This window comes from Sphingomonas ginsenosidivorax (genome assembly GCF_007995065.1).
Lineage (GTDB): Bacteria > Pseudomonadota > Alphaproteobacteria > Sphingomonadales > Sphingomonadaceae > Sphingomonas > Sphingomonas ginsenosidivorax.
The window spans coordinates 272,648-294,352 of record NZ_VOQR01000001.1 but is presented as its reverse complement, the minus strand read 5'-3'; the positions used below and the strand labels follow the sequence as shown (position 1 = coordinate 294,352).

General features: G+C 67.6%; 21 protein-coding genes. 9 read left to right on the top strand and 12 right to left on the bottom strand.

Translation table 11 applies throughout. The features are described 5' to 3' along the window. Positions 1-51: 51 nt before the first annotated feature. The 9 genes from mdh to sdhC all read right to left on the bottom strand — a co-directional run bounded on the left by mdh (position 52) and on the right by sdhC (position 7,470). A complete protein-coding gene (gene mdh, locus FSB78_RS01315) occupies positions 52-1,014 on the bottom strand; it encodes a malate dehydrogenase (protein WP_147079299.1) in 963 nt (320 codons plus the stop codon). A 151-nt stretch (positions 1,015-1,165) separates the two neighbouring features. Next, positions 1,166-2,257, bottom strand: a complete 1,092-nt coding sequence (gene zapE, locus FSB78_RS01310) for a cell division protein ZapE (protein WP_147079297.1) — start codon at positions 2,255-2,257, stop codon at positions 1,166-1,168. A 116-nt stretch (positions 2,258-2,373) separates the two neighbouring features. Next, a complete protein-coding gene (locus FSB78_RS01305; protein WP_147079295.1) occupies positions 2,374-2,823 on the bottom strand; it encodes a PaaI family thioesterase in 450 nt (149 codons plus the stop codon). A 141-nt stretch (positions 2,824-2,964) separates the two neighbouring features. After that, positions 2,965-3,756 (bottom strand): succinate dehydrogenase iron-sulfur subunit, encoded by a 792-nt coding sequence (locus FSB78_RS01300; RefSeq protein WP_147079293.1) that lies wholly within the window; start codon positions 3,754-3,756, stop codon positions 2,965-2,967. 104 nt (positions 3,757-3,860) lie between these two features. Next, entirely contained in the window at positions 3,861-4,442 is a 582-nt protein-coding gene (locus tag FSB78_RS01295; protein WP_147079291.1) for a ClpP family protease, read from the bottom strand. Between the two features lie 163 nt (positions 4,443-4,605). Continuing rightward, complete coding sequence (locus FSB78_RS01290; protein WP_158637941.1) at positions 4,606-4,875, bottom strand: hypothetical protein; 270 nt, start codon at positions 4,873-4,875, stop codon at positions 4,606-4,608. Then, positions 4,872-6,674, bottom strand: coding sequence for a succinate dehydrogenase flavoprotein subunit (gene sdhA / locus FSB78_RS01285; RefSeq protein WP_147079287.1), 1,803 nt, complete (start codon positions 6,672-6,674; stop codon positions 4,872-4,874). Before sdhA ends, FSB78_RS01290 begins: the two co-directional genes overlap by 4 nt. Next, positions 6,674-7,060 (bottom strand): succinate dehydrogenase, hydrophobic membrane anchor protein, encoded by a 387-nt coding sequence (sdhD, locus tag FSB78_RS01280; protein ID WP_147079285.1) that lies wholly within the window; start codon positions 7,058-7,060, stop codon positions 6,674-6,676. The genes sdhA and sdhD overlap by 1 nt, the downstream gene beginning before the upstream one ends. Beyond that, positions 7,060-7,470: a succinate dehydrogenase, cytochrome b556 subunit gene (sdhC, locus tag FSB78_RS01275; RefSeq protein WP_147079283.1), complete on the bottom strand. Its 411-nt coding sequence runs from the start codon at positions 7,468-7,470 to the stop codon at positions 7,060-7,062. Before sdhC ends, sdhD begins: the two co-directional genes overlap by 1 nt. A gap of 193 nt (positions 7,471-7,663) precedes the next feature. On the opposite strand from sdhC, the gene FSB78_RS01270 reads away from it, so the two are divergent. The 4 genes from FSB78_RS01270 (at position 7,664) to FSB78_RS01255 (ending at position 12,368) form a co-directional block, all read left to right on the top strand. After that, entirely contained in the window at positions 7,664-9,022 is a 1,359-nt protein-coding gene (locus FSB78_RS01270) for a methyl-accepting chemotaxis protein (protein ID WP_147079280.1), read from the top strand. 19 nt (positions 9,023-9,041) lie between these two features. Next, positions 9,042-10,400: a methyl-accepting chemotaxis protein gene (locus FSB78_RS01265; RefSeq protein WP_147079278.1), complete on the top strand. Its 1,359-nt coding sequence runs from the start codon at positions 9,042-9,044 to the stop codon at positions 10,398-10,400. A 248-nt stretch (positions 10,401-10,648) separates the two neighbouring features. Next, the gene (locus tag FSB78_RS01260) at positions 10,649-11,353 is read left to right on the top strand and encodes an SDR family NAD(P)-dependent oxidoreductase (protein ID WP_147079276.1); all 705 of its coding nucleotides are present in this window, start codon (positions 10,649-10,651) and stop codon (positions 11,351-11,353) included. Between the two features lie 88 nt (positions 11,354-11,441). Beyond that, positions 11,442-12,368, top strand: a complete 927-nt coding sequence (locus FSB78_RS01255) for a 50S ribosomal protein L11 methyltransferase (protein ID WP_147079274.1) — start codon at positions 11,442-11,444, stop codon at positions 12,366-12,368. Between the two features lie 129 nt (positions 12,369-12,497). Here FSB78_RS01255 and phhA read toward each other — a convergent pair whose 3' ends face one another. Beyond that, positions 12,498-13,355, bottom strand: coding sequence for a phenylalanine 4-monooxygenase (gene phhA / locus FSB78_RS01250; protein ID WP_147079271.1), 858 nt, complete (start codon positions 13,353-13,355; stop codon positions 12,498-12,500). A 22-nt stretch (positions 13,356-13,377) separates the two neighbouring features. Here phhA and FSB78_RS01245 point away from each other — a divergent pair, with 22 nt between their 5' ends. Next, positions 13,378-14,043: a TIGR02117 family protein gene (locus FSB78_RS01245; RefSeq protein WP_242007909.1), complete on the top strand. Its 666-nt coding sequence runs from the start codon at positions 13,378-13,380 to the stop codon at positions 14,041-14,043. A 103-nt stretch (positions 14,044-14,146) separates the two neighbouring features. On the opposite strand, the gene FSB78_RS01240 is transcribed toward FSB78_RS01245, so the two are convergent. Beyond that, positions 14,147-14,422, bottom strand: coding sequence for a hypothetical protein (locus FSB78_RS01240; RefSeq protein ID WP_147079269.1), 276 nt, complete (start codon positions 14,420-14,422; stop codon positions 14,147-14,149). Continuing rightward, positions 14,422-15,414, bottom strand: a complete 993-nt coding sequence (locus FSB78_RS01235) for a glycerophosphodiester phosphodiesterase (protein WP_147079267.1) — start codon at positions 15,412-15,414, stop codon at positions 14,422-14,424. The genes FSB78_RS01240 and FSB78_RS01235 overlap by 1 nt, the downstream gene beginning before the upstream one ends. Positions 15,415-15,520: 106 nt before the next feature. Between FSB78_RS01235 and FSB78_RS01230 the strand changes: the two genes are divergently transcribed. The 4 genes from FSB78_RS01230 to FSB78_RS01215 all read left to right on the top strand — a co-directional run bounded on the left by FSB78_RS01230 (position 15,521) and on the right by FSB78_RS01215 (position 21,693). Continuing rightward, entirely contained in the window at positions 15,521-16,087 is a 567-nt protein-coding gene (locus FSB78_RS01230; RefSeq protein ID WP_147079265.1) for a 2Fe-2S iron-sulfur cluster-binding protein, read from the top strand. Then, entirely contained in the window at positions 16,084-17,061 is a 978-nt protein-coding gene (locus tag FSB78_RS01225; protein ID WP_147079263.1) for an FAD binding domain-containing protein, read from the top strand. The genes FSB78_RS01230 and FSB78_RS01225 overlap by 4 nt, the downstream gene beginning before the upstream one ends. Before the next feature lie 2 nt (positions 17,062-17,063). Continuing rightward, positions 17,064-19,295, top strand: a complete 2,232-nt coding sequence (locus FSB78_RS01220) for a xanthine dehydrogenase family protein molybdopterin-binding subunit (protein WP_147083943.1) — start codon at positions 17,064-17,066, stop codon at positions 19,293-19,295. Positions 19,296-19,488: 193 nt separating this feature from the next. Then, positions 19,489-21,693: a xanthine dehydrogenase family protein molybdopterin-binding subunit gene (locus FSB78_RS01215; protein WP_147079261.1), complete on the top strand. Its 2,205-nt coding sequence runs from the start codon at positions 19,489-19,491 to the stop codon at positions 21,691-21,693. Positions 21,694-21,705: the final 12 nt, after the last annotated feature.

The following is a 21,705-nucleotide window of genomic DNA, read 5'->3' as shown; positions in this document are numbered from 1 at the left end:
GGGTTCTCCCAACTGGGCCCCGGCCTTCGCCGGGGAACAGCTTCGCCCACATCAGTTCAGCGAACCATCGATCCCCTTGCACGCCACGATCAGCTCCTTGACCGCGTCGACCGAGACCTGGAGGTTGCCCTTGGCTTCGTCGTCGAGCTTGATCTCGACGATCTTCTCGACGCCACCGGCACCGATCACGACGGGGACGCCGACGTAGAGATCGTCGAGGCCGTACTCACCCGAGACGTACGCCGCCGCCGGCAGGACGCGCTTCTGGTCGTAGAGATACGCCTCGGCCATCGCGATGCCGCTGGTGGCAGGCGCGTAATAGGCCGAGCCGGTCTTCAGCAGCGCGACGATCTCGCCGCCGCCGCCGCGCGTGCGCTTGACGATCGCGTCGATCTTCTCCTGCGTAGACATGCCCATCGCGATGAGATCGGGAACCGGGATGCCCGACACGGTCGAGTAGCTGATGACCGGGACCATCGTGTCGCCATGGCCGCCGAGCACGAAGCTGGTGACGTCCTTGACCGATACGTTGAACTCGTCGGCGAGGAAGTGGCTGAAGCGCGCCGAGTCGAGCACGCCGGCCATGCCGACGACCATGTGGTGCGGCAGGCCCGAGAATTCACGCAGCGCCCAGACCATCGCGTCGAGCGGGTTGGTGATGCAGATCACGAATGCGTCGGGTGCGTTGGCCTTGATGCCCTCGCCGACGGCCTTCATGACCTTCAGGTTGATGCCGAGCAGGTCGTCGCGGCTCATGCCCGGCTTGCGGGCGACACCGGCGGTGACGATGATGACGTCCGCACCGGCGATGTCGGCATAGTCGTTCGAGCCGGTGATCGTGGAATCGAACCCTTCGACCGGGCCGCACTGCGACAAATCGAGCGCCTTGCCCTGGGGCACGCCCTCGGCAACGTCGAACAGGACGATGTCGCCCAGCCCCTTGAGCGCCGCGAGGTGCGCGAGCGTCCCGCCGATGTTACCGGCGCCGATCAGCGCGATCTTCTTGCGAGCCATTCAATCCGTCTCCGTCTACGGGGTGATTGGCCACGCCGCCTACGCGCATTCTGCGCTTACGGCAACCGCTAAAGCGGTAAAGCCACCGTGCTGTTGCGACTGGTTCGCATGTGCAATAAGGCGGCGCTGCCGCGTCCCGCACAGCGACGGGCTAGAGATGCCCCTCGGCCAGATAGTCCTCCGAGCGCATTTCCTCTAGGCGGCTGATCGTCCGGTCGAACTCGAACCGACCGTCGCCGGCTTCGTAGAGGTCGCCCGGCTGTGCGTCCGCCGCGGCGAGCAGCTTGACCTTGTGCTCGTAGAGCGCGTCGATCAGCGCGACGAACCGCGCCGCCTCGTTGCGGTTCTCCGGCCCCAGCTTGGGGATGCCGACCAGGATGATCGTGTGGAATTTCCGCGCGATCGCGAGATAGTCGGCCACGCCTCGTGCTTCGCCGCAGAGCTTCTTGAAGCTGAACACGGCGACACCCTTCAGGCTCTTCGGCACGCGTAGCGTGCGCCCCTGGACGACGAGCTCCTCGGCGGGGACGTGCGCGCTGTCGTCGGGCGAGAAGTCGGTCAGGCGGAAGAACGCCCCCGACAGCTGCGCGGTCACCTCCGCGCCGTTAGGCACGAGCCAGGTGTCCTGGCTGCCGAGGCGGTCGCGGCGATAGTCGACCGGCCCGTTCAGCGGCAGGACGTCGAGCTGGCGCTCGATCGTCGCGATGAACGGCAGGAAATGCTCGCGGTTGAGCCCGTTCCTGTAGAGGTCCGACGGCGGACGATTCGAGGTGGTCACGATCGTCATCCCCGCTTCCAGCAGCGACGTGAACAGCCGCGACAGGATCATCGCGTCGGGGCTGTTGGTGACCATCATCTCGTCGAACGCGAGCAGGCGCGTTTCGTCGGCGATCGCCGCTGCGACCGGCGCGATCGGGTCGCCGACTTCCTTGCGGCGTTCGGCGGCGATGCGCGCGTGAACCTCGAGCATGAACTCGCCGAAATGGACGCGGCGTTTCTTCTCCACCGCGACGTTGGCGAAGAACAGGTCCATCAGCATCGACTTGCCGCGGCCGACGCCACCCCAGAGATACACGCCGCGAGGGTCCGGCTGCTTGCTGAAGCGCGCGAAGAAGCCGGTGGACCGGGGCGTGGCGAGCTGGGTCGCGAGCGTATCGAGCCGCGCCGCGGCGGCGGCCTGTTCGGGGTCGGGGCGCAGTTCGCCCGACGCGACCAGGGCGTCATAGGCGGCGAGGACGGTCACTGCGGTTCCCCGGCGCAGGCCGGGGCCCGGCTGGAAAGGTCGATGTAACGGCGCGCAACGCTAGACAATGGTCGTTTCCCAACTGGGCCCCGGCCTGCGCCGGGGAACGTAAGAGTTCAGCTTTTCGATGGCTTCCGGATCGTGCCCGAAAACGCCGCGATCTTCGCGGTCCCCTGCACCACCAGTCCCCGCAGGAACAGCAGGCGGCCCGTCTCCTTGAGCAGTTCCACCTGCGCCTCGATCGGCTCGCCGATCCGCCCCGCCGCTATGAACTGCGTGTTGAGGTCGAGCGTCACCGCGGTGCCCGTCTCGATCACGCCGAAGCCACGCGCCGCGGCGAACAGTGCGACGTCGATGAACCCCAGCAGCGCGCCACCATGGACGTTGTCCTGCAGGTTGGAATGGCGATGCTCGGGCGTGATGCGGACCCGGACCATGTCGGCATCGACGCGGTAGAGCATGGGTCCGAGCAGCGTGTTGAACCGGGTCGGATCGGACAACGCCCAGCTGCGCCAGCCGGGGTGCGCGGCGGACTCGGCGTCGATGAAATGGGGCTTTTCGGTCATGATGTCCGTTCGTGCCGAGTAGAGACCGAGCGAGGCCGAGGGCTCGTATCGAGGTACCTGTCCTTCGATACGCCATCTCGACACGCTCGACGGCTACCCGGGACGAACGGCGTGAGGGAGACCCGTCTCCCCCAGCAAGGATCAGACGATCCGTTCGGCTTCCATCTTCTTGATCTCGGCGATCGCCTTGGCGGGGTTCAGGCCCTTGGGGCAGGCGTTCGCGCAGTTCATGATCGTGTGGCAGCGATAGAGACGGAACGGATCCTCGAGCTCATCGAGACGCTCGCCGGTCATCTCGTCGCGGCTGTCGGCGAGCCAGCGATAGGCTTGCAAGAGGATCGCGGGGCCCAGGAACTTGTCGCTGTTCCACCAATAGGACGGGCAGCTGGTCGAGCAGCAGGCGCACAGGATGCACTCGTACAGCCCGTCGAGCTTCTCGCGCTCCTTGGGGCTCTGCAGCCGTTCCTTGCCCGAGGGCGGCGGCGTGACGGTCTGCAGCCATGGCTTGATCGAGCTGTACTGCGCGTAGAAGTGCGTGAAGTCGGGGACCAGGTCCTTGATCACGTCCATGTGCGGCAGCGGCGTGATCTGGACCTCGCCCTTGCAGTCCTCGATCGCGGTGGTGCAGGCGAGCCCGTTCTTGCCGTTGATGTTCATCGAGCACGAGCCGCAAATGCCTTCGCGGCACGACCGGCGGAAGGTGAGCGACGAATCCTGCTCGCTCTTCATCTTGATCAGCGCGTCGAGCACCATCGGGCCGGTGTCGTCGAGGTCGAGCGCGAACGTGTCGTAGCGCGGGTTCTCGCCGCTGTCGGGATCGTAGCGATAGACCTTGAACGATTTGAGCCGTTTGCCGTTCGCGCCCGGATTGGTCGGGGCGTAGCTGACGCCCTTCTTGACGACGCTGTTCTTCGGGAGCGAAAATTCGGCCATTGCGCGCGGTCCGTCCGTAGGTGAAGTGATCGGTTACGGGTGCCGATACATGACAGGCAGGTGGTCCGCAAACCCCGTGTCGCTGCGGTGCGACATAGCTGGTGTCAAATCACGTCGAGGACAAGCCCGAGCGACAGCGCCTCCTCGGCCTCGATGTACCAGTTGTTGGGCGCGCGCTCCTTCAGATCCTCGAACGCGACCTTCGATCCGGCGACGATGTCGCGAAAGCCCTCGTCCTGGATCCGGATCGAATCCTCGATCTCGTTGAGTTTCGCGCGCAACGTATAGGACAGCGTGTTGAGCGGGCCGTTGAGCTCGATCGTGCTCTGCATCGAGCGTTCGTGGATCATCAGCCGGGTGTGCTTGGTCAGGAAGCGGCTGTGCACGGGGAATGCCGACATCAGCGTCGCGCCCGCCGAATAGACCGCGACCTTGCCGAGGAACAGCGTCTCGCGGTCGGTATACTCCCGCAGCAAGCGGATATTGTCGCCCATCGCGCGCGCTATTTCCGGGTCGCCGCCGAGGGTCGTGATCGACAGCACCAGCGGGCCATCGACGGGCGCGTTCACGAGCTGCGTCCTGAAATTCTCGTACATCGCGTCGTCCACCGGACCATGGAGCTGGATGTGCGGGCTGGCGAGCAACGGATAGTTGCGGGCGTTGGACTGGGGTGAGGTGTCGGTCATGCGGCGCGTAACCGTTCGGCGCGGTGGGAGTTCCGCCTTCACTCTCACTACCACCCCGGCGAAGGCCGGGGCCCAAATGGGAAGTTGGTAGTAACAGAGCGCTGTCCGTCGTCACGCGAGTCCCCCAATTGGGCCCCGGCCTTCGCCGGGGTGGGGGAGTAGATTACGTGCGCCCAGCCAACCGCCGCTTGATGATCCATCCCAGCACCCCGCCGGGCACCCCGCCCGCCAGCGAGAACAGTGCCGCGAACGGGATTGCCAGCGCGGCATTGGGGTCGTCCGCCGCCAGCGGATGCACATTCACGTAGATGACCGCGCCGATCGCCACCAGCAGGGCCCAGCCGAAGCCGAGCAACAGAGGCTGGAGGCGAGTCGGCACGCCCAACACGATCGGGACCAGGAACCCGACCGCGATGATCGCCCAAGGGCTCAATAGACGCGCTTCTTGGGCTTGATGTAGTCGACGTCGTCGGTGAGCGTGTAGTCGTGGACCGGGCGGTAATCGATCTTGGTCTCGCCGCCCTTGCCGCCCCACCCGTTGAAGGTGGTGATGGTGTGCTTCATCCAGTTCGCATCGTCACGCTCGGGGAAATCCTCGTGCATGTGCGCACCGCGCGACTCGGTGCGGTTGGCCGCCGAGTTCATCGTCACCACGGCCTGGCCGATCAGGTTGTCGAGCTCGAGCGTCTCGACCAGATCGGTGTTCCAGATCATGCTGCGATCCTTCACCTTGATGTCGGTCATCCGGTGATAGATCGTCGCCATCTTCTCGACGCCCTGGTTGAGCAGTTCGGTGTCGCGGAACACGGCGCAATGCTTCTGCATCGTCTGCTGCATCTCGAGCCGGATCTGTGCGGTGGTCGAGCCACCGTCGGCATTGCGGAAATGGTCGAGGCGCGAGAGCGACAGCTCTTCCGATCCCTTGGGCAGCGGCGCGTGGCTCTGGCCGGGCTTCTGGATGTCCCGGATCCGCAGACCCGTGGCACGACCGAACACGACCAGATCGATCAGGCTGTTCGAGCCCAGGCGGTTGGCGCCGTGCACCGAGACGCACGCCGCTTCGCCGACCGCGAACAGGCCGGGCACGACCGTGTCGGGGTTGCCGTCGACGAGGTTGACGACCTCGCCGTGGAAGTTGGTCGGGATGCCGCCCATGTTGTAGTGGACGGTCGGCGTCACCGGCAGCGGCTGGCGCGTCAGGTCGACGCCCGCGAACACCTTGCCGGTCTCGGTGATGCCGGGCAGGCGCTCGGCGAGCACCTTGGGATCGATGTGATCGAGGTGCAGGAAGATGTGGTCGCCGTTCTTGCCGACGCCGCGGCCTTCGCGCATCTCGAGCGCCATCGAGCGGCTGACGACGTCGCGCGACGCGAGGTCCTTCGCCGACGGGGCATAGCGCTCCATGAAGCGCTCGCCCTCGGAATTGGTCAGATACCCGCCTTCACCGCGTGCGCCCTCGGTGATGAGAACGCCCGCGCCGTAGATGCCGGTCGGGTGGAACTGGACGAACTCCATGTCCTGCAGCGGCAGGCCGGCGCGGAGCACCATCGCGTTGCCGTCGCCGGTGCAGGTGTGCGCCGAGGTCGCCGAGAAATAGACGCGGCCATAGCCGCCGGTGGCGAGCACGGTCTGGTGGCTGCGGAAGCGGTGGATCGAGCCGTCTTCCATGCACAGCGCGATCACGCCGCGGCAGACGCCGTCTTCCATGATCAGGTCGAGCGCGAAATATTCGACGAAGAAGTCCGTGTTGTACTTAAGGCTCTGCTGGTACAGCGCGTGGAGCATCGCGTGGCCGGTGCGATCGGCGGCAGCGGCGGTGCGCTGTACCGGGGGCCCCTCGCCCATGTTCTGCATGTGGCCGCCGAACGGACGCTGATAGATCGTGCCGTTCTCGTTACGGCTGAACGGCATGCCGGCATGTTCCAGCTCGTACACCGCCTGCGGCGCCTCGCGGCACAGATACTCGATCGCGTCCTGGTCGCCGAGCCAGTCCGACCCCTTGACGGTGTCGAACATGTGCCAGGTCCAGTGATCCGGCGAGTTGTTGCCGAGCGACGCGGCGATGCCGCCCTGCGCGGCGACGGTGTGCGACCGGGTCGGGAACACCTTGGTGATGCACGCGGTCTTCAGGCCGCTCTCGGCGATGCCCATCGTGGCGCGCAGGCCCGAGCCGCCGGCACCGACGACGACGGCGTCATAGGTATGATCGATGATCTTGTACGAGGCCGACATTATGCGGGGGCTCCGGTGAAGGCGACCTTGAGAATCGCGAAGAGCGCGATGCCGGCGGTCACGAACGTGAAGAGGTTGAGGACGATCATCCACACGACGCGGGTCTCGTCATGCTGGTAGTCCTCGATCACGACCTGGAGACCCAGGCGGAAATGATAGAAGACCGAGACGACCAGCAGGATCATCGGCACCGCGACCCAGGCCGATTGCAGCCAGAGGCGGACCGCGGCGTAGTCATAGCCGGGCATCCGCGCGACCGAGATCATCAGCCACAGCATCAGCAGGATGTTGGCGGCCGCGGTCAGGCGCTGGTGCCACCAATGGTGTGCGCCTTCCTTGCTGCTGCCGAGCCCGCGAACGCGGCCGAGGGGGGTGCCGGTACCCATTAGTTGATCCCCAGATAGAGCCAGAACACGATCGTCAGCGCGACCGATGCGACCATCGTCGCCAGCGCACCCGTCTTGTTGCGCCTCAGTTCGTAGCCGGCGCCGGTGTCGAGCACGAAGTGGCGGATGCCCGTCATCATGTGCTGGAACAGCGACAGCGTCAGGCCGATGCCGATGACGTAGCCGAGGATGTTCAGCGCGCCGGTGTCGGTGGTGAACACGTCGCGAAACGTCGCATAGCTCTCGGCGCCGCCGGCGATCGCGGCGAGCCACCAGACGAGCAGGCCGGTGCCGACGGTGGCCATGCCGCTGCCCGTCGCGCGGTGCAGGATCGAGACCAGCATGTGCGGGCCCCATTTATAGACCTGCAGATGGGGAGACAGCGGGCGGGCGGGATTGCGGGATGCCAAGGGCGAAGTCCTCGAATGGGTTTGGCGACCTATTAGACCGAGCGTGCTGCGATGCAACCCATCCCGCGCACGGCTGGCCCCGCGCACAGGACCGGTCCGTTCGCGAAACAGCCGCACCGTAATTCTAACCAGCGCTTAACCATTGGCGCTTACGTCCGATCCACGATCTTCCTGCGACGCGGAGTGTACCGTCTTGACCACCACCGACCTTCCGGCTCCCGGATCGATCGCCGCGTCCATCGACCTCACCGCGCGCCTGCGCGTCTTCGACTTCGACGGCACGCTGACCACCGCCAGCCGCGGCGTGTGGGCGGCGCTGGCGCCCGAGATCACGCACGTCTCGCGCGCCTATTGGGAACAGTGGCTGCGCTGCTTCTCCGACGAACGGATCTGGGCCCCGCACGAGACCGAGCGGATGATCGAGGTCGGCTGCACCTTCCTGCGCAACCGCTTCCTCGAGACGAGCGGTCGCGCGTGGATCGAATCGATCGAACGGTCGGTCGCCGCCGCCTACGCCGCCGAGGTGTCGCCGATGGCGCTGCTGTCGATGATCAGCGCCAGCGACCGCGCCGCGCTCGACGTGCTGATGCGCCGGATCGACCGCGCGGACGAACAGCTGCCGATGTTCATCGACACATTGATGCGACTGTCCGCGCTAGAGGGCGAGATCACCGTCGCGATCTACAATTCCTACCGCGCGCACGCCGCGCAGGGGCAGCGCGACACGCTGGCCGCCGAATTCCGCGACGGCATCGCGATGATGGTCGAGACCGCCACCGACGAAGGCCATGTGTTGCGCGAGCAGGCGGTGCGCAGTTCGGCGTCGACGCGCGCGGTGCTGGGCAAAGCGAGCGAAGTCGCCGCCGCCGCCGAACAATCCGCCGTGGCGATGCGCGAGGCAGCGCAGACCGCCGCCGGACTGATCCGCGCGATTGAGGATGCGCGCACCGAGGTCGAGGCCGCCGCCGAGATCGCCACCCGCGCCTCCGCGCAGGCCAGCCAGGCGGTCGGCATGTCGGAGACGCTCAGCGATCACGCGAAATCGATCGAATCGATCCTCGGGCTGATTCGCGACATCGCCGGGCAGACCAACCTCCTCGCGCTCAACGCGACGATCGAGGCCGCGCGCGCCGGCGACGCCGGCCGCGGCTTCGCGGTGGTGGCGCAGGAAGTGAAGAGCCTCGCCAACCAGACCGCGCGCGCCACCGACGACATCGCCGCCAAGATCGCCGCGATCCAGTCGGCGACGCGCTCGACCGTCGATACCAATGCCAGCATCAAGGCGACCGTCGCCGAGGTGCAGGAAAGCGCCGACCGCATCCGCTATGCGATGGAGGCGCAGGCACAGACCGTCACCGCGATCACCGCGGCCGTCGACGAGACCGCGCTCGCCGCCGATTCGATGTCGACCACGATCGCCGCGATCCGCAGCGACACCGAGACGGTCGCGAGCGAGATCGACGGGGTCGGTGCCGGCTTCGACGTGCTCGACAGCCGGTTGAGCAACCTCAAGAACAGCGCCGGCGACTTCATCGCCAAGGTCGCTGCGTGAGACCCTCGGGAGGGGATGTATGGCAACCGCACTGAAGACGTGGAGCGGCGAGGATCGTGCGTTCGCCGACCACGTCCGCGACTATGACTGGGACGGCCGGATCCGCGCGGGCTCGGCCGAGATCGACGCGCTGCTGACGCCGGCGGACTATACCCGCATCTCGACGATGTTCTGGACGCATTATCTGTCGCTCGACACGACCGCGCATCTGGCGGCCAAGATGTCGCCCAGCGCGCGCGCAAAGGGCATCGCGCGCAGCGCCGACTATGCGCGCGCCCGCTATCGCGCCTCCTATGACGAGGCGTGGCGCGACGGCGCGATCATGCATGCCGATCTGTGCAAGGCATCGGGCGTGCCCTTGCCTGCGCTGCTGGCGTCGCTCGCCTATGCGCACAGCACGACGATGGCGCTGATCGGCGAACGGCTGGGCGAAGGCGATCCACGGGTGCGCGGACTGTGCGACGTCGTGCTGCGGCTGTCGCTGATCGAGGCGGACGTGATGGCATCGCATCTGGGCGAAGTCGACGCGACCGCGGCGCGCTCCGAACGTGGCCAGCGCGCGGCCGAGTTTCGCGAGCGCATCGCGACCTCGATCGGCGATACCGCCGCGCTCGGCACGCGGATCCGCGTGCAGGCGGCCGGCGCGTCGTCGTCCGCGCGCGGCATGCTGGGCAAGGCAAGCGAAGTCGCGGCGGCGGCCGAGCAGTCGGCGGTGGCGATGCGCGAAGCGGCGCAGACCGCGACCGGGCTGATCCGCGCGATCGAGGATGCCCGCACCGAGGTCGAGGCGGCGGCCGAAATCGCGACACGAGCGAGCACGCAAGCGAGCGATGCGGTCGAGATGTCGGAGGCGCTCTCGGATCACGCGCATTCGATCGAATCGATCCTGGGGCTGATCCGCGACATCGCCGGGCAGACCAATCTGCTCGCGCTCAACGCGACGATCGAGGCCGCGCGCGCCGGCGATGCGGGACGCGGCTTCGCGGTGGTGGCGCAGGAAGTTAAGAGCCTTGCCAACCAGACCGCGCGAGCGACCGACGACATCGCCGCCAAGATCGCCGCGATCCAGCAGGCGACGCGCGGTACGGTCGCGACCAATGCCGGGATCAAGGCGACCGTCGGCGAGGTCCAGCAATCGGCGCAGCATATCCGTCATGCGATGGAAGTGCAGGCGCAGACCGTCGCCGCGATCACCGCCGCGGTCGACGAAACCGCGCTCGCCGCCGATTCGATGTCGGTCACGATCGCGACGATCCGCAGCGATACCGAGGCGGTGGCGAGCGAGATCGAGCGGCTGGGGCAGGATTTCGGCGAGGTCGACGACCAGCTCGGCGTACTGAAGACCGCGGCGGACGGCTTCTCGGCGAGCGTGGGGTAGGCGGCGCCTCGGCCCTCGCGCCTTGTACCGCCCCCGGCCCCGCCCCTTCCGTCATGCCAGCGCAGGCTGGCATCTCCCAGTTCGGGCCGGGTGCCCTCCCCGGAAAGACCCCAGCCTTCGCTGGGGTGACGAAAGGGGCTGGGGTGACGAAGGGGCTGGGGTGACGAAGGGGCTGGGGTGACGAAGGGGGCTGGGGACGGGGGCGTCTCGTTGGTGACGGACCCTTCCCACCCCGCTACAGCGCCCCCATGACCATTCTCCTCACCGGCTCTAGCCGCGGCATCGGCGCGGCGATTCATCAGGCTCTGGGCGATGCCGGCGCGACCGTCATCGGCCACGGTACCGCCAGCGGGATCCCCGCCGACTTCGCCGACCCTGCCGCCCCGCGCGCGCTGTGGGACGCGGCGCTCGAACAGGCCGGCGGCACGATCGACGTGCTCGTCAACAATGCCGGCGTGTTCGAGGCAAGCCCGCTCGAGGCCGACGACTGGACCGCGAACTGGGACCGGACGATGCGGATCAACCTGACCGCGAGCGCCGAGCTCTGCCGGCTTGCCGTGCTGCACTGGCAGGCGCGCGCGGCCTCGGGATGGAAGGGCGGCGGGCGGATCGTCAACATCGCCAGCCGTGCGGCGTATCGCGGCGATTCGCCCGCGCACTGGCATTACGCCGCGTCGAAGGCGGGGATGGTAGCGATGACCAAGACGATCGCCCGCGGCTATGCCCGGCAGGGGATCCTCGCGTTCGCGGTGTGCCCCGGCTTCACGATGACGGGCATGGCCGAGGACTATCTCGAAAGCCGCGGCGGCGACGCGCTGCTGGCAGACATCCCGCTCGGCAAGGTCGCGGACCCCGCCGAAGTCGCGTCGGTGGCGCGCTACTGCGCGCTGGAAGCGCCGGCCTCGATGACCGGCGCGGTGATCGACGTGAACGGAGCAAGCTATGTCCGCTGACATTGCCCGGCCGTTCGCCCTGAGCGCAGTCGAAGGGCAGCGCGCGGCACCATGCTTCGACTGCGCTCAGCACGAACGGATGATTTGAATGACCGACAGTTGGAAACTCACCCTCCCCTGCACCCGCGCCGAGGCCGAGGCGATCGATGCGGCCGAGATGACGATCGACGCGGTGCTGATGACCACCGAGGAGATCGAGGACGACCGCGAGCATTGGCGGCTCGATGCGTATTTCGAGGCGGAACCCGGCGCGGAGACGGTCGCCGCCATCCGCGCGCTGGTGCCGAGTGCGACGGGCGCGGACGTCGTCGTCGAACGGCTGGGCGATGCGGACTGGGTGACGATGAGCCAGGCGGGGCTGGAGCCGCTCCATGTCGGGCGCTTCTACGTCCACACCGGCGAGGCAGTCGCACCCGAGGGCACGCGCGCCTTCCACATCGCGGCGAGCCGTGCGTTCGGGACCGGGCATCACGAGACGACCAGCGGGTGCCTGGCGATGCTCGACGGCCTGTCGGACGCAAGGTTCGCGCACGTGATCGATATCGGCACCGGCACCGGCCTGCTCGCCTTCGCCGCCGCGCATCTCTGGCCCGAGGCGGCGGTCATGGCGACGGATATCGATCCGGTGTCGATCGAGGTGACGCGCGAGAATGCGGCGCTCAACGCTGTGCCCGGGATCGATCTGGTCGTCGCCGACGGGACGCTCGACGATGCGATCGTCGCGCGCGCGCCCTATGATCTGGTGATCGCCAACATCCTCGCGGGGCCGCTGGTATCGATGGCGCCGGAAATCGCGTCGATCGCCGATACCGGTGCGACGATCGTGCTCGCCGGGCTGCTGGAAACGCAGCGCGAGGCGGTGGTCGCGGCCTATGCGGCGTGCGGCTGCGCGATCGAGGCGGTCGATCGCCGCGGAGACTGGAGCGTCCTGCGCCTGCGCGCAGGCGACGTGCGGTTCGTCGCGGACGGCCCGTTCGATCCCAAGGGGCGCGACGGCTGGGCCTTGGATATCTGACGCTGCCACCGCCACGCCCCACCCCGGCGGAGGCCGGGGCCCAGTTGGGAAGGTCGGCGTAACGGAGGGCGGTCCGCCGTCACGAAAGTCCCCCAACTGGGCCCCGGCCTTCGCCGGGGTGGTGAGCGGTTAGGCGTTTATTTTTGCCGAGGCATAGTCCTGCGTGCCCTTGGTCAGCACCACATCGTCCGGCTCGATCTGCGCGACCGGAATATCCGGCAGCGCTTTCAACTCCTCGTACAGCGGTGCGAAATCGGTCTCGACCGTCAGGCGCAGCAGTTCGTCGAAGCTCGGGATCACAAAATAATTCTGCTGGAAATCGTCGATCCGGTACTCGGTGCGCATTACGCGGGCGAGGTCGAGCATGATCCGGTTGGGGCTCGGATCGTCGAGCGCGAAGCGGCTTTCGGCATAGCTCGACACGATCCCCGAGCCGTAGATGCGCAGGCCCTCGGGCTCCGCGATCAGCCCGAACTCGACGGTGTACCAGTAGAGGCGCCCGAGATATTTGAGCGCATCGAGCCCCAGCGCGCGCTGTCCGCCGCGGCCATAGGCTTCGAGATAATCCGCGAACACCGGGTCGGCGAGCATCGGGACGTGCCCGAACACGTCGTGGAAGACGTCGGGCTCCTGCAGATAGTCGAGCTGGTCGGGCCGGCGGATGAAATTGCCCGCGACGAAGCGGCGATTGGCCATATGGTCGAAGAACACGTCGTCGGGGACGAGACCCGGGACCGCGACGACCTGCCAGCCGGTCAGCTTCATCAGCCGTTCGGACAGTTCCTCGAAATCGGGGATGCCGGGCTTGGACAGTTTCAGCACGTCGAGCCCGCGCAGCCACGCGTTCGACGCGCGCCCGGGCAGCAGTTTCGCCTGACGCGCGAACAGCGTGTCCCAGGTCGCATGCTCTTCGGCCGTGTAGTGCGACCAGTCCTGTGCGATCGTCCAGTCGCCTTCGGCCGAGCGGGTGTGGGTTTCTAGTGCCATCGCAGCCGTCTAGCATGACGAAATGGTGACGGGAACGGGTGTGCGGCGTTGGATGGTGCGACTGGCGGCGGCGATCGCGGCGCTGGCGCTCGGCTATCTGGTCGCGGGCGCGATCGGCGGGGCGATACCGACCAACACGGCATGGCGGCCACCCGCGCACGGCGTGCGGATCTTCGTCGAAACCAACGGCGTGCACACCGGCTTCGTCATGCCCAAGGTCGCCGCAGGGGTGGATTGGCGCGACCTCGCACCGGCGGGCGACCTCGGTGACCCGCGCTACGGCGGGTTCGACCATATCGTGATCGGCTGGGGCGAGAAGGCGTTCTTCCTCGAAACCAAGACCTGGGCCGACGTGAAGCCCGGCACGGTGCTCGCCGCCGCGATCGGCAGTGCGCACACGCTGATGCATGTCGAGCATGTGCCGGAGCCGGCGGTCGGCCCGGAGGTGCGCGCCGTGGTGCTGAGCGAGGCGGAGTATCGGCGGCTGGCGGCGTTCATCGCGGCGAGCTTTCGCCCCGGCGGTGCGCGCTATCCGGGCTATGCGGGGTACGACGTGTTCTACGATGCGCGTGGTCGGTACGACGCGGTCGCGACGTGCAATGCATGGACCGGCGACGCGCTCCGCCACGCTGGGGCGCGGGTCGGCGCGTGGACGCCGTTCCCCGCCACGGTGATGCAGTGGTTCTGATCCCCACCGTCATCCCGGGCTTGTCCCGGGATCCAGGGTTACAGGCGTTGCCCCCCGTTACTCTGGATCCCGGGACAAGCCCGGGATGACGTGTCCCTAAGCCTCAATACCCCGCGCGGTACCCCTGATACTGGCGGCAGCTCGACGAGTCCGGGTTGCTGCGGCACTGCTTCTCCCGCTCCTTGCGCTCGCGGCCTTCTTTCGCCTCCTGCTTGCGCATCTTGCGGCCATAGTTGCGGTCCGATTCCTCCTGGCTGGTGGTCGACCAGTCGACCGCCTTGCCGGCGACCTGGAACGGCGCCTTGACGATGCTGGTCGCGGTGCTGATGCAGCCCGCGGTCGCCAGCGGCAGCAGGGCGAGGATCAGGAATTTGCGCATTACTTGGCTCCCGTGCGCAGTGCGTTGCGCGCTTCGACGCCCTGTAGCGGAAAATCCGTGAAGAATCCGTCGATTCCCTGGGACAGCGCCGCGGTTATTTCCGCCTCGACGTCGCCGTGCGCCGCGGGCTCGGTACCGCGACGGAAGGGCTCGCGCACGAAGACGTTCTCGGCGCGGTAGGTCCAGGGGTGGACGCGCAGCCCCGCCGCATGCGCATCGGCGACCAGCGGGCTCGCCGCATCACCGGTCCACAACTGCGCCTTGTCGGGCCCGATCCCGTACGCATAGGCCGCGATCTGCCGCAGTCCGTCAGGCGTCAGCATCGCCGCATAGCTCGGCGCGGCGCCGTCGGCGGGGGCGCCCTGCCCCGCGGTCAGCTGGATCAGCCGTATCTTGGTGACCTCGTGCAGACGCTTGAGGTTCGCGACCTCGAACGACTGGATGAACACCGGCGCGGTCTCCGAATCCCACCCGGCGGCCTGCAATTGCGCGACCAGCGGCAGGTCGGTCGGGTGGCCGATGCTCGCGAAATAGGTCGGGTGCTTGGTCTCGGGATAGATGCCGATCGTCCGCCCGGTGTCTTTCGACCGCCGCTTGGCGAGCGCGATGATCTCGGCGAGCGTCGGGATTGCGAACCGGCCGTCATAGGCGACATTGCCCGGCCGCAGCTTGGGCAGCCGCTCCTTCGCGCGCAGCGTCTTCAGCTCGGCGAGCGTGAAATCCTCGACGAACCAGTCGGTCTGCGCGCGGCCGTCGATCGTCTTGGTGGTGCGACGTCCCGCGAACTCGGGATGCTGCGCGACGTCGGTGGTCTCGGAGATCGCATTCTCGTGCCGCGCGACGAGGATATCGTCCCTGGTCGGCACCAGGTCGGGCTCGATGAAGTCGGCGCCCTGGTCGATCGCCAGGTCATAGGCGGCGAGCGTGTGTTCGGGGCGCGATCCGCTGGCGCCGCGGTGCGCGATGACGATGGGGGGATGCGTCGGTTCCATGCGCGCAGTGTGAACGGGCGCGACCGCCAGCGCCAGTGAGAGCCAGTCGCAATAGGATAGGATCGAGGACATCGGCGTTCAGCACCCAAACCGGAGGACGAGCCCCATGCATTTCACGATCAATGGTCAATCTTATGACGCGGACGTCGATATCCGTACGTCGGTGCTCGATCTGTGCCGCGAGCATCTCGGGCTGACCGGCTCGAAAAAGGGCTGCGACCACGGCCAATGCGGCGCCTGCACGGTGCTGATCGACGGCCGGCGGGTCAATTCCTGCCTGACGCTCGCGGTGATGCATCAGGACGACGAGATCACGACGATCGAGGGCCTGGGCCAGGTCGGCAATCTCCACCCGCTGCAGGACGCGTTCGTGCGGCACGACGGCTATCAGTGCGGCTATTGCACCCCGGGCCAGATCTGCTCGGCGGTCGGCATGCTCGACGAGGTCAAGAAGGGCTGGGCCAGCCATGCATCGGGCGACCTGACCGACCCGAAATTCGACGACGCCGAGATTTCCGAGCGGATGAGCGGCAACATCTGCCGCTGCGCCGCCTATCCCAACATCGTCGACGCGATCCGCGAAGTCGCGGGCGCAGAGCCCGCCGGCCGCACCGCGGACGAGAAGGACGAAGCGATGCGCAACGAACTGAAGCACGGGGAGCTGGCCTCGTGAAGACCTTCACCTATGAAAAGGCCGCAACCCCCGAGGCAGCGGTCGCCGACATCGTAGGCAGCGCGAAATTCATCGCGGGCGGGACCAACCTGCTTGACCTGATGAAGCTGCAGATCGAGACCCCTGACAAGCTCGTCGACATCAGCCGCCTCGACCTCGCCAAGATCGAAGAGCGCGAGGACGGAGGCCTGACGATCGGTGCGCTGGTCCCGAACAGCGACCTCGCCGCCGACCCGCGCGTCATCGCCAAATACGAGGTGCTCAGCCGTGCGCTGCTGGCAGGCGCGAGCGGCCAGCTGCGCAACAAGGCATCGACCGGCGGCAACATGCTCCAGCGGACGCGCTGCTATTATTTCTACGACACCGCCGCCAAGTGCAACAAGCGCGAGCCCGGCACGGGTTGCGACGCGATCGGCGGGTTCAACCGCATCCTCGCGGTGCTCGGCACCAGCGAGCATTGCATCGCCACGCACCCCAGCGACATGGCGGTCGCGATGCGCGCGCTCGATGCGACGATCGTGACACTGAAGGCGGACGGCGACCGGCGGCGGATCTCGGTCCATGAGTTCTACCGCCTGCCCGGCGACACGCCGCATATCGAGACGGTGCTCGAAGCCGGCGAGCTGATCACGCATATCGAGCTGCCAGCCCCGGCCAAGGGCAAGCATGCCTATCGCAAGGTGCGCGACCGTGCGTCCTACGCGTTCGCGCTGGTCTCGGTCGCGGGCGTCGTCTCGGTCGAGGATGGCCGGATCGCCAGCGCCTCGCTCGCGTTCGGCGGGCTCGGCCCGATGCCGTGGAAGAACGACGCGGTCGAGGCGGCCCTGGTCGGCAGCGCGCCGAGCGACGCGGTGTTCGCGGCAGCGGCCGACGCGCTCGTCGCCGACGCCAGGGGCTTCGGCTCGAACGACTTCAAGATCCCGCTGGTCAAGCGGACCTTGATCGCGACTCTTCGCGAATTGACGGGAGCATGAGCATGTTCGGTTTCGGCACCACCAACAGCCTGACGATGGACAAGCCTCACCCGGAGAGCCTGCTCGACACCGGGGTGCAGGGCGTCATCAGCCGCCCGCTCGACCGCGTCGACGGCCCGCTGAAAGTCTCGGGCACGGCGACCTATGCGGCCGAATACGCATTCGACAACATGGCGTACGGCGTCCTCGTCGGATCGAGCATCGCGGCCGGCAAGGTGGTCAGCATCGATGCCGATGCGATCCGCGGCATCCCCGGCGTGATCGACGTCGTCACCGACTTCGACCGGTTCATCCGCGTCGCCGCACAGGGCGGCGCGACCGACGCGCCGACGCAAGGTGTCAAGGACATCGCGTTCTCCGGCCAGATCGTCGCGATCGTGCTCGCCGAGAGCTTCGAGGTCGCGCGCGACGCCGCGCAGGCATTGCCGATCCAGTACGAGGCGAGCGAAGGCCAGTACGAGTTCGCCGCGCACAAGGACGAGACGCGCAAGCCCGCCGACGACGCGACCAAGGCGCATTTCGCGCAGGGCGACGTCGACCAGGCGGTGGCCGATGCGCCGGTGTCGATCGACGTGACCTATGTGACGCCCAGCCAGAACTCGGCGGCGATGGAGCCGCATGCCTCGATCGCGGTGTGGGACGACGACGGATCGCTCGACCTGTACGGCGCGTACCAGATGCCGACCTCGGACGCGCAGCAGCTCGCCAAGTCGCTCGGCGTATCGCCCAAGAAGGTGCGCATCATCGCACGCTACATCGGCGGCGGCTTCGGCTCGAAACTCGGCATCGCGCCCGAGAGCGTCGCGGCGGCGATCGCCGCGAAGCAGCTCGGCCGCCCGGTCAAGGCGGTTATGGCCCGCCAGCAGGTGTTCGACGCGACCGTGCGCCGCTCGAACACCGAGCAGCGGATGCGGCTCGCGGCGCATGCCGATGGCCGCCTGACCGCAATTGGGCACGAGACGCTGTGTTCGAACCAGTCGACCGAGGATTATTTCGAGCCCGCCGGCATCGGCACGCACCTGCTGTACGGCGGCGAGAACCGGCTGATCACGCACGACCTGGTCGATCTCAACTTCGTGCTGTCGGGTTCGATGCGTGCGCCCGGCGAAGCGGTCGGCATGGTCGCGCTGGAATGCGCGCTCGACGAACTGGCGGAGAAGCTCGGGCTCGACCCGATCGAGCTGCGCCGGATCAACGATCCCGCGCAGGATCCCGAGAAGGACATTCCCTTCTCGTCGCGCCAGCTGATGCGCTCGCTCGACGAGGGTGCGCAGCGGTTCGGCTGGAGCCAGCGCCAGAAGGCGGGCACGCGCCGCGAGGGCGAATGGCTGGTTGGCATGGGCGTATCGTCCGCGGTCCGCGGCAACATGCTGATGGAATCGTCCGCCAAGGTCGAGATCCATCCCGACGGCTCGGCCACGGTCGCCTCCGCAATGACCGACATCGGCACCGGCAGCTACACGATCCTGGCGCAGATCGCGTCCGAGATCCTCGGCATCCCGGTCGAGAACATCACGCTGTCGCTGGGTGACACCAATGATCCGCCCGCGGCGGGTTCGGGCGGGTCGTGGGGCGCAGCGTCGGCTGGGTCGGCAGTCTATCTCGCCTGCGAGATGCTGCGCGGCAAGCTCGCCAAGGCGATGGACGTCGACGAGGACGGCCTGACGCTCAAGGACGGCAAGGCGATCGGCGACAATAGGTCGACCCCGATCGGCGAGCTGGTCGGCGAAGGTCTCGAGGCGACCGGGCATATCAAGCCGGGCAAGCAGGAGAAGCAGACCACGCAGGCGTCGTTCGGCGCGCATTTCGCCGAAGTCGCGGTCAACGTCGTCACCGGCGAAGTCCGCGTGCGGCGGATGCTCGGCGTGTTCGCGGCGGGTCGCGTGCTCAACGCGAAGACCGCACGCTCGCAGTGCCTGGGCGGCATGACCTTCGGCATCGGCACCGCGCTGACCGAGGATCTGATCCACGACACGCGCAACGGCAAGCTCGTGAACCGCGACCTCGCGGAATATCACGTGCCGGCGAACGCCGACGTGCCGCAGATGGACGTGCATTTCCTCGACGAGCGCGACATCCATGCGAACCCGATCCACGCCAAGGGGATCGGCGAGCTGGGTATCTCGGGTGCGGCGGCCGCGGTCGCGAACGCGGTCTTCAACGCCACCGGCGTGCGCGTCCGCGACTTCCCGATCACGCTCGACAAGCTGCTCGAGGAATTGCCGGCGGTCTAGTCGGATCCCCCTCGACACCATACATCCCCGGCGGAGGCCGGGGCTCAGTCGGAAAACGACGGTAACGGAGCGCTGCCTTCCACCATGGTTCTCCCAACTGGGCCCGGCCTCCACCGGATGGGAGAGTAAGGTCTGGCCGCTAGCCACATCCCCACCCCGCCCCTATCTTAAGCCTCATCTTCGAGGATCATGCATGACCGATCACGTAATGGACGCCGCGTTCCGGCCGGCGGCGCTGGACCGCGCGGTACAGGGCGTGCTCGGGCGGCCCGTCGACCGGATCGAGGGTCCTGCCAAGGTCTCGGGCGCAGCGAACTACGCCTATGAAGGCACGCCCGACGGAACCGCCTATGCGGCGATCGTCGGGACGCCGGTCGGCAGCGGCAGGATTCTGCGCATCGACGACACGGCGGCGAAGGCGTTGCCGGGCGTGATCGCGGTCATCCACGGTGACAAGCGGATGCCCGCGGGCGAGTCCAATTCGCGCGCGATGCCGCTGTTCGACACGGCGACGATCCTGCATCTGGGCCAGCCCGTCGCGATCGTCGTTGCCGAACACCAGGAGATCGCGCGCGAGGCGGCGGCTTTGGTGGTAGTCGAGGTCGAGGCCGGCACGCCGCGCTACGACGTCGCCGAGCAGACCGTCGACACCAATCCCGATATCGGCTTCCTGGCGCCGGTCGACATCGGCGATCTCGATGCGGCGATGGCGTCCGCAGCGGTGACGCTGGACCGGACCTACACGACGCCGGTGCACTTCCCCGCCGCGCTCGAACCGCATGCGACGACCGCCTGGTGGGAGGACGGCAAGCTGATCGTCCGCACCAGCAGCCAGGTGATCGGCGGTGCGCGCAAGACGATCGCCAACGCGCTCAAGATCGATCCGGATTCCGTCCGCGTGCTCGCGCCCTATGTCGGTGGCGGGTTCGGCGGAAAGACCGGGGTCGGCTCCGAGGTCATCCTCGCTGCGATAGCGGCCGAGGCGATCGGCCGGCCGGTCAAGATCGCCCTCCCCCGCCGCCAGACCGCCTATATGGTCCACCACCGCTCGCACACCGTGCAGCGCGTCCGCATCGCGTGCGACGCCGACGGTGTGATCAGCGGTTTCGGGCATGAGAGCGTCGCCGCGCAGAACGACGACGGCGAGTTCCTGGAACCCGTGCCGTTCGGGACCTTGCCGCTGTACCGCGGCGAGGCGCGGCGGTTCCGCACCGACCTGGTCCGCGTCAACCTGCCCGCGAGTGGTGCGGTCCGCGCGCCCGGCGAAGCGGTCGGTACCTTCGCGGTCGAATGCGCGATGGACGAACTGGCCGAGCAACTGACGCTGAACCCGCTCGAACTCCGCCGCCGCAACGAGCCCGAGACCGATCCCGTCAGCGGCAAGCCGTTCTCGACGCGGCGGATGCTCGATTGCTACGCGCAGGGCGCGGCGTGGTTCGGCTGGCCCGAGACGGTGCCCGCCCCCGGATCGGTCCGCGAGGGCGAGTGGCTGATCGGCATCGGCATGGCGGCGGCGCTGCGCGGCAACTTCACCGTGCAGGCGCAGGCGCGCGTGCGGCTGGAGGCGGACGGTCGCGCGACGGTCGAATGCGACATGACCGATATCGGCACGGGCACCTATACGATCCTCGCGCAGATGGCGGGCGAGATGCTCGGCCTGCCCGTCGCCGACGTAAACGTGCGGATCGGCGATACCGACCTGCCGCCGAGCGCGGGGTCGGGGGGATCGTTCGGCGCGGGCAGCGCGACCGCCGCGGTGGCGCTGGCGTGCGAGGACATCCTCGCCGAACTCGCGCGGCGGATGAATGCGGCGCCCGAGGAGCTGCGGCTGAAGGACGGCTGCGTCAGCGTCGGTACGCGGCAGGTGTCGATGGCGGATCTCGTGCGCGGCGACCCGATCGTCGCGATGGGCAAGACCGGGCCGGGTGCCGAGAGCAAGCGCACCAGCCAAGCCAGCCACGGCGCGCAGTTCGTCGAGGTCGCGGTCAACGCGGTAACCGGCGAGACGCGGGTCCGGCGGATGCTCGGCGTGTTCGACGTCGGCCGCGTGCTCAACGCGAAGACCGCCGCCAACCAGATCGTCGGCGGGATGATCTGGGGCATCTCCTATGCGCTTGGCGAAGAAGCGGTCGTCGACATCCGGACGGGCAGCTTCGTGAACCCCGATTTCGGCGAGTACCACGTCGCGGTGAACGCCGACGTGCCGCAGATCGCGGTGCATTTCATCGAGGAGATCGACGATTCGGCGAATCCCGCAGGGGCCAAGGGGGTCGGGGAACTCGGCATCTCGGGCGCCGGCGCGGCGGTCGCCAACGCGATCTACAACGCGACGGGGATCCGGGTGCGCGAGTTTCCGGTGACGCTCGACAAGCTGCTGGACGGATTGCCGGCTGTGTGACCGTCACCCCGG

Coding starts and splice junctions, on each gene's coding strand:
- mdh (WP_147079299.1), bottom strand. CDS start 1,014: ATGGCTCGCAAGAAGATCGCGCTGATCGGCGCCGGTAACATCGGCGGG.
- FSB78_RS01305 (WP_147079295.1), bottom strand. CDS start 2,823: ATGACCGAAAAGCCCCATTTCATCGACGCCGAGTCCGCCGCGCACCCC.
- FSB78_RS01300 (WP_147079293.1), bottom strand. CDS start 3,756: ATGGCCGAATTTTCGCTCCCGAAGAACAGCGTCGTCAAGAAGGGCGTC.
- FSB78_RS01295 (WP_147079291.1), bottom strand. CDS start 4,442: ATGACCGACACCTCACCCCAGTCCAACGCCCGCAACTATCCGTTGCTC.
- sdhA (WP_147079287.1), bottom strand. CDS start 6,674: ATGTCGGCCTCGTACAAGATCATCGATCATACCTATGACGCCGTCGTC.
- sdhD (WP_147079285.1), bottom strand. CDS start 7,060: ATGGGTACCGGCACCCCCCTCGGCCGCGTTCGCGGGCTCGGCAGCAGC.
- FSB78_RS01265 (WP_147079278.1), top strand. CDS start 9,042: ATGGCAACCGCACTGAAGACGTGGAGCGGCGAGGATCGTGCGTTCGCC.
- FSB78_RS01260 (WP_147079276.1), top strand. CDS start 10,649: ATGACCATTCTCCTCACCGGCTCTAGCCGCGGCATCGGCGCGGCGATT.
- FSB78_RS01255 (WP_147079274.1), top strand. CDS start 11,442: ATGACCGACAGTTGGAAACTCACCCTCCCCTGCACCCGCGCCGAGGCC.
- phhA (WP_147079271.1), bottom strand. CDS start 13,355: ATGGCACTAGAAACCCACACCCGCTCGGCCGAAGGCGACTGGACGATC.
- FSB78_RS01245 (WP_242007909.1), top strand. CDS start 13,378: ATGGTGACGGGAACGGGTGTGCGGCGTTGGATGGTGCGACTGGCGGCG.
- FSB78_RS01240 (WP_147079269.1), bottom strand. CDS start 14,422: ATGCGCAAATTCCTGATCCTCGCCCTGCTGCCGCTGGCGACCGCGGGC.
- FSB78_RS01235 (WP_147079267.1), bottom strand. CDS start 15,414: ATGGAACCGACGCATCCCCCCATCGTCATCGCGCACCGCGGCGCCAGC.
- FSB78_RS01230 (WP_147079265.1), top strand. CDS start 15,521: ATGCATTTCACGATCAATGGTCAATCTTATGACGCGGACGTCGATATC.
- FSB78_RS01220 (WP_147083943.1), top strand. CDS start 17,064: ATGTTCGGTTTCGGCACCACCAACAGCCTGACGATGGACAAGCCTCAC.
- FSB78_RS01215 (WP_147079261.1), top strand. CDS start 19,489: ATGACCGATCACGTAATGGACGCCGCGTTCCGGCCGGCGGCGCTGGAC.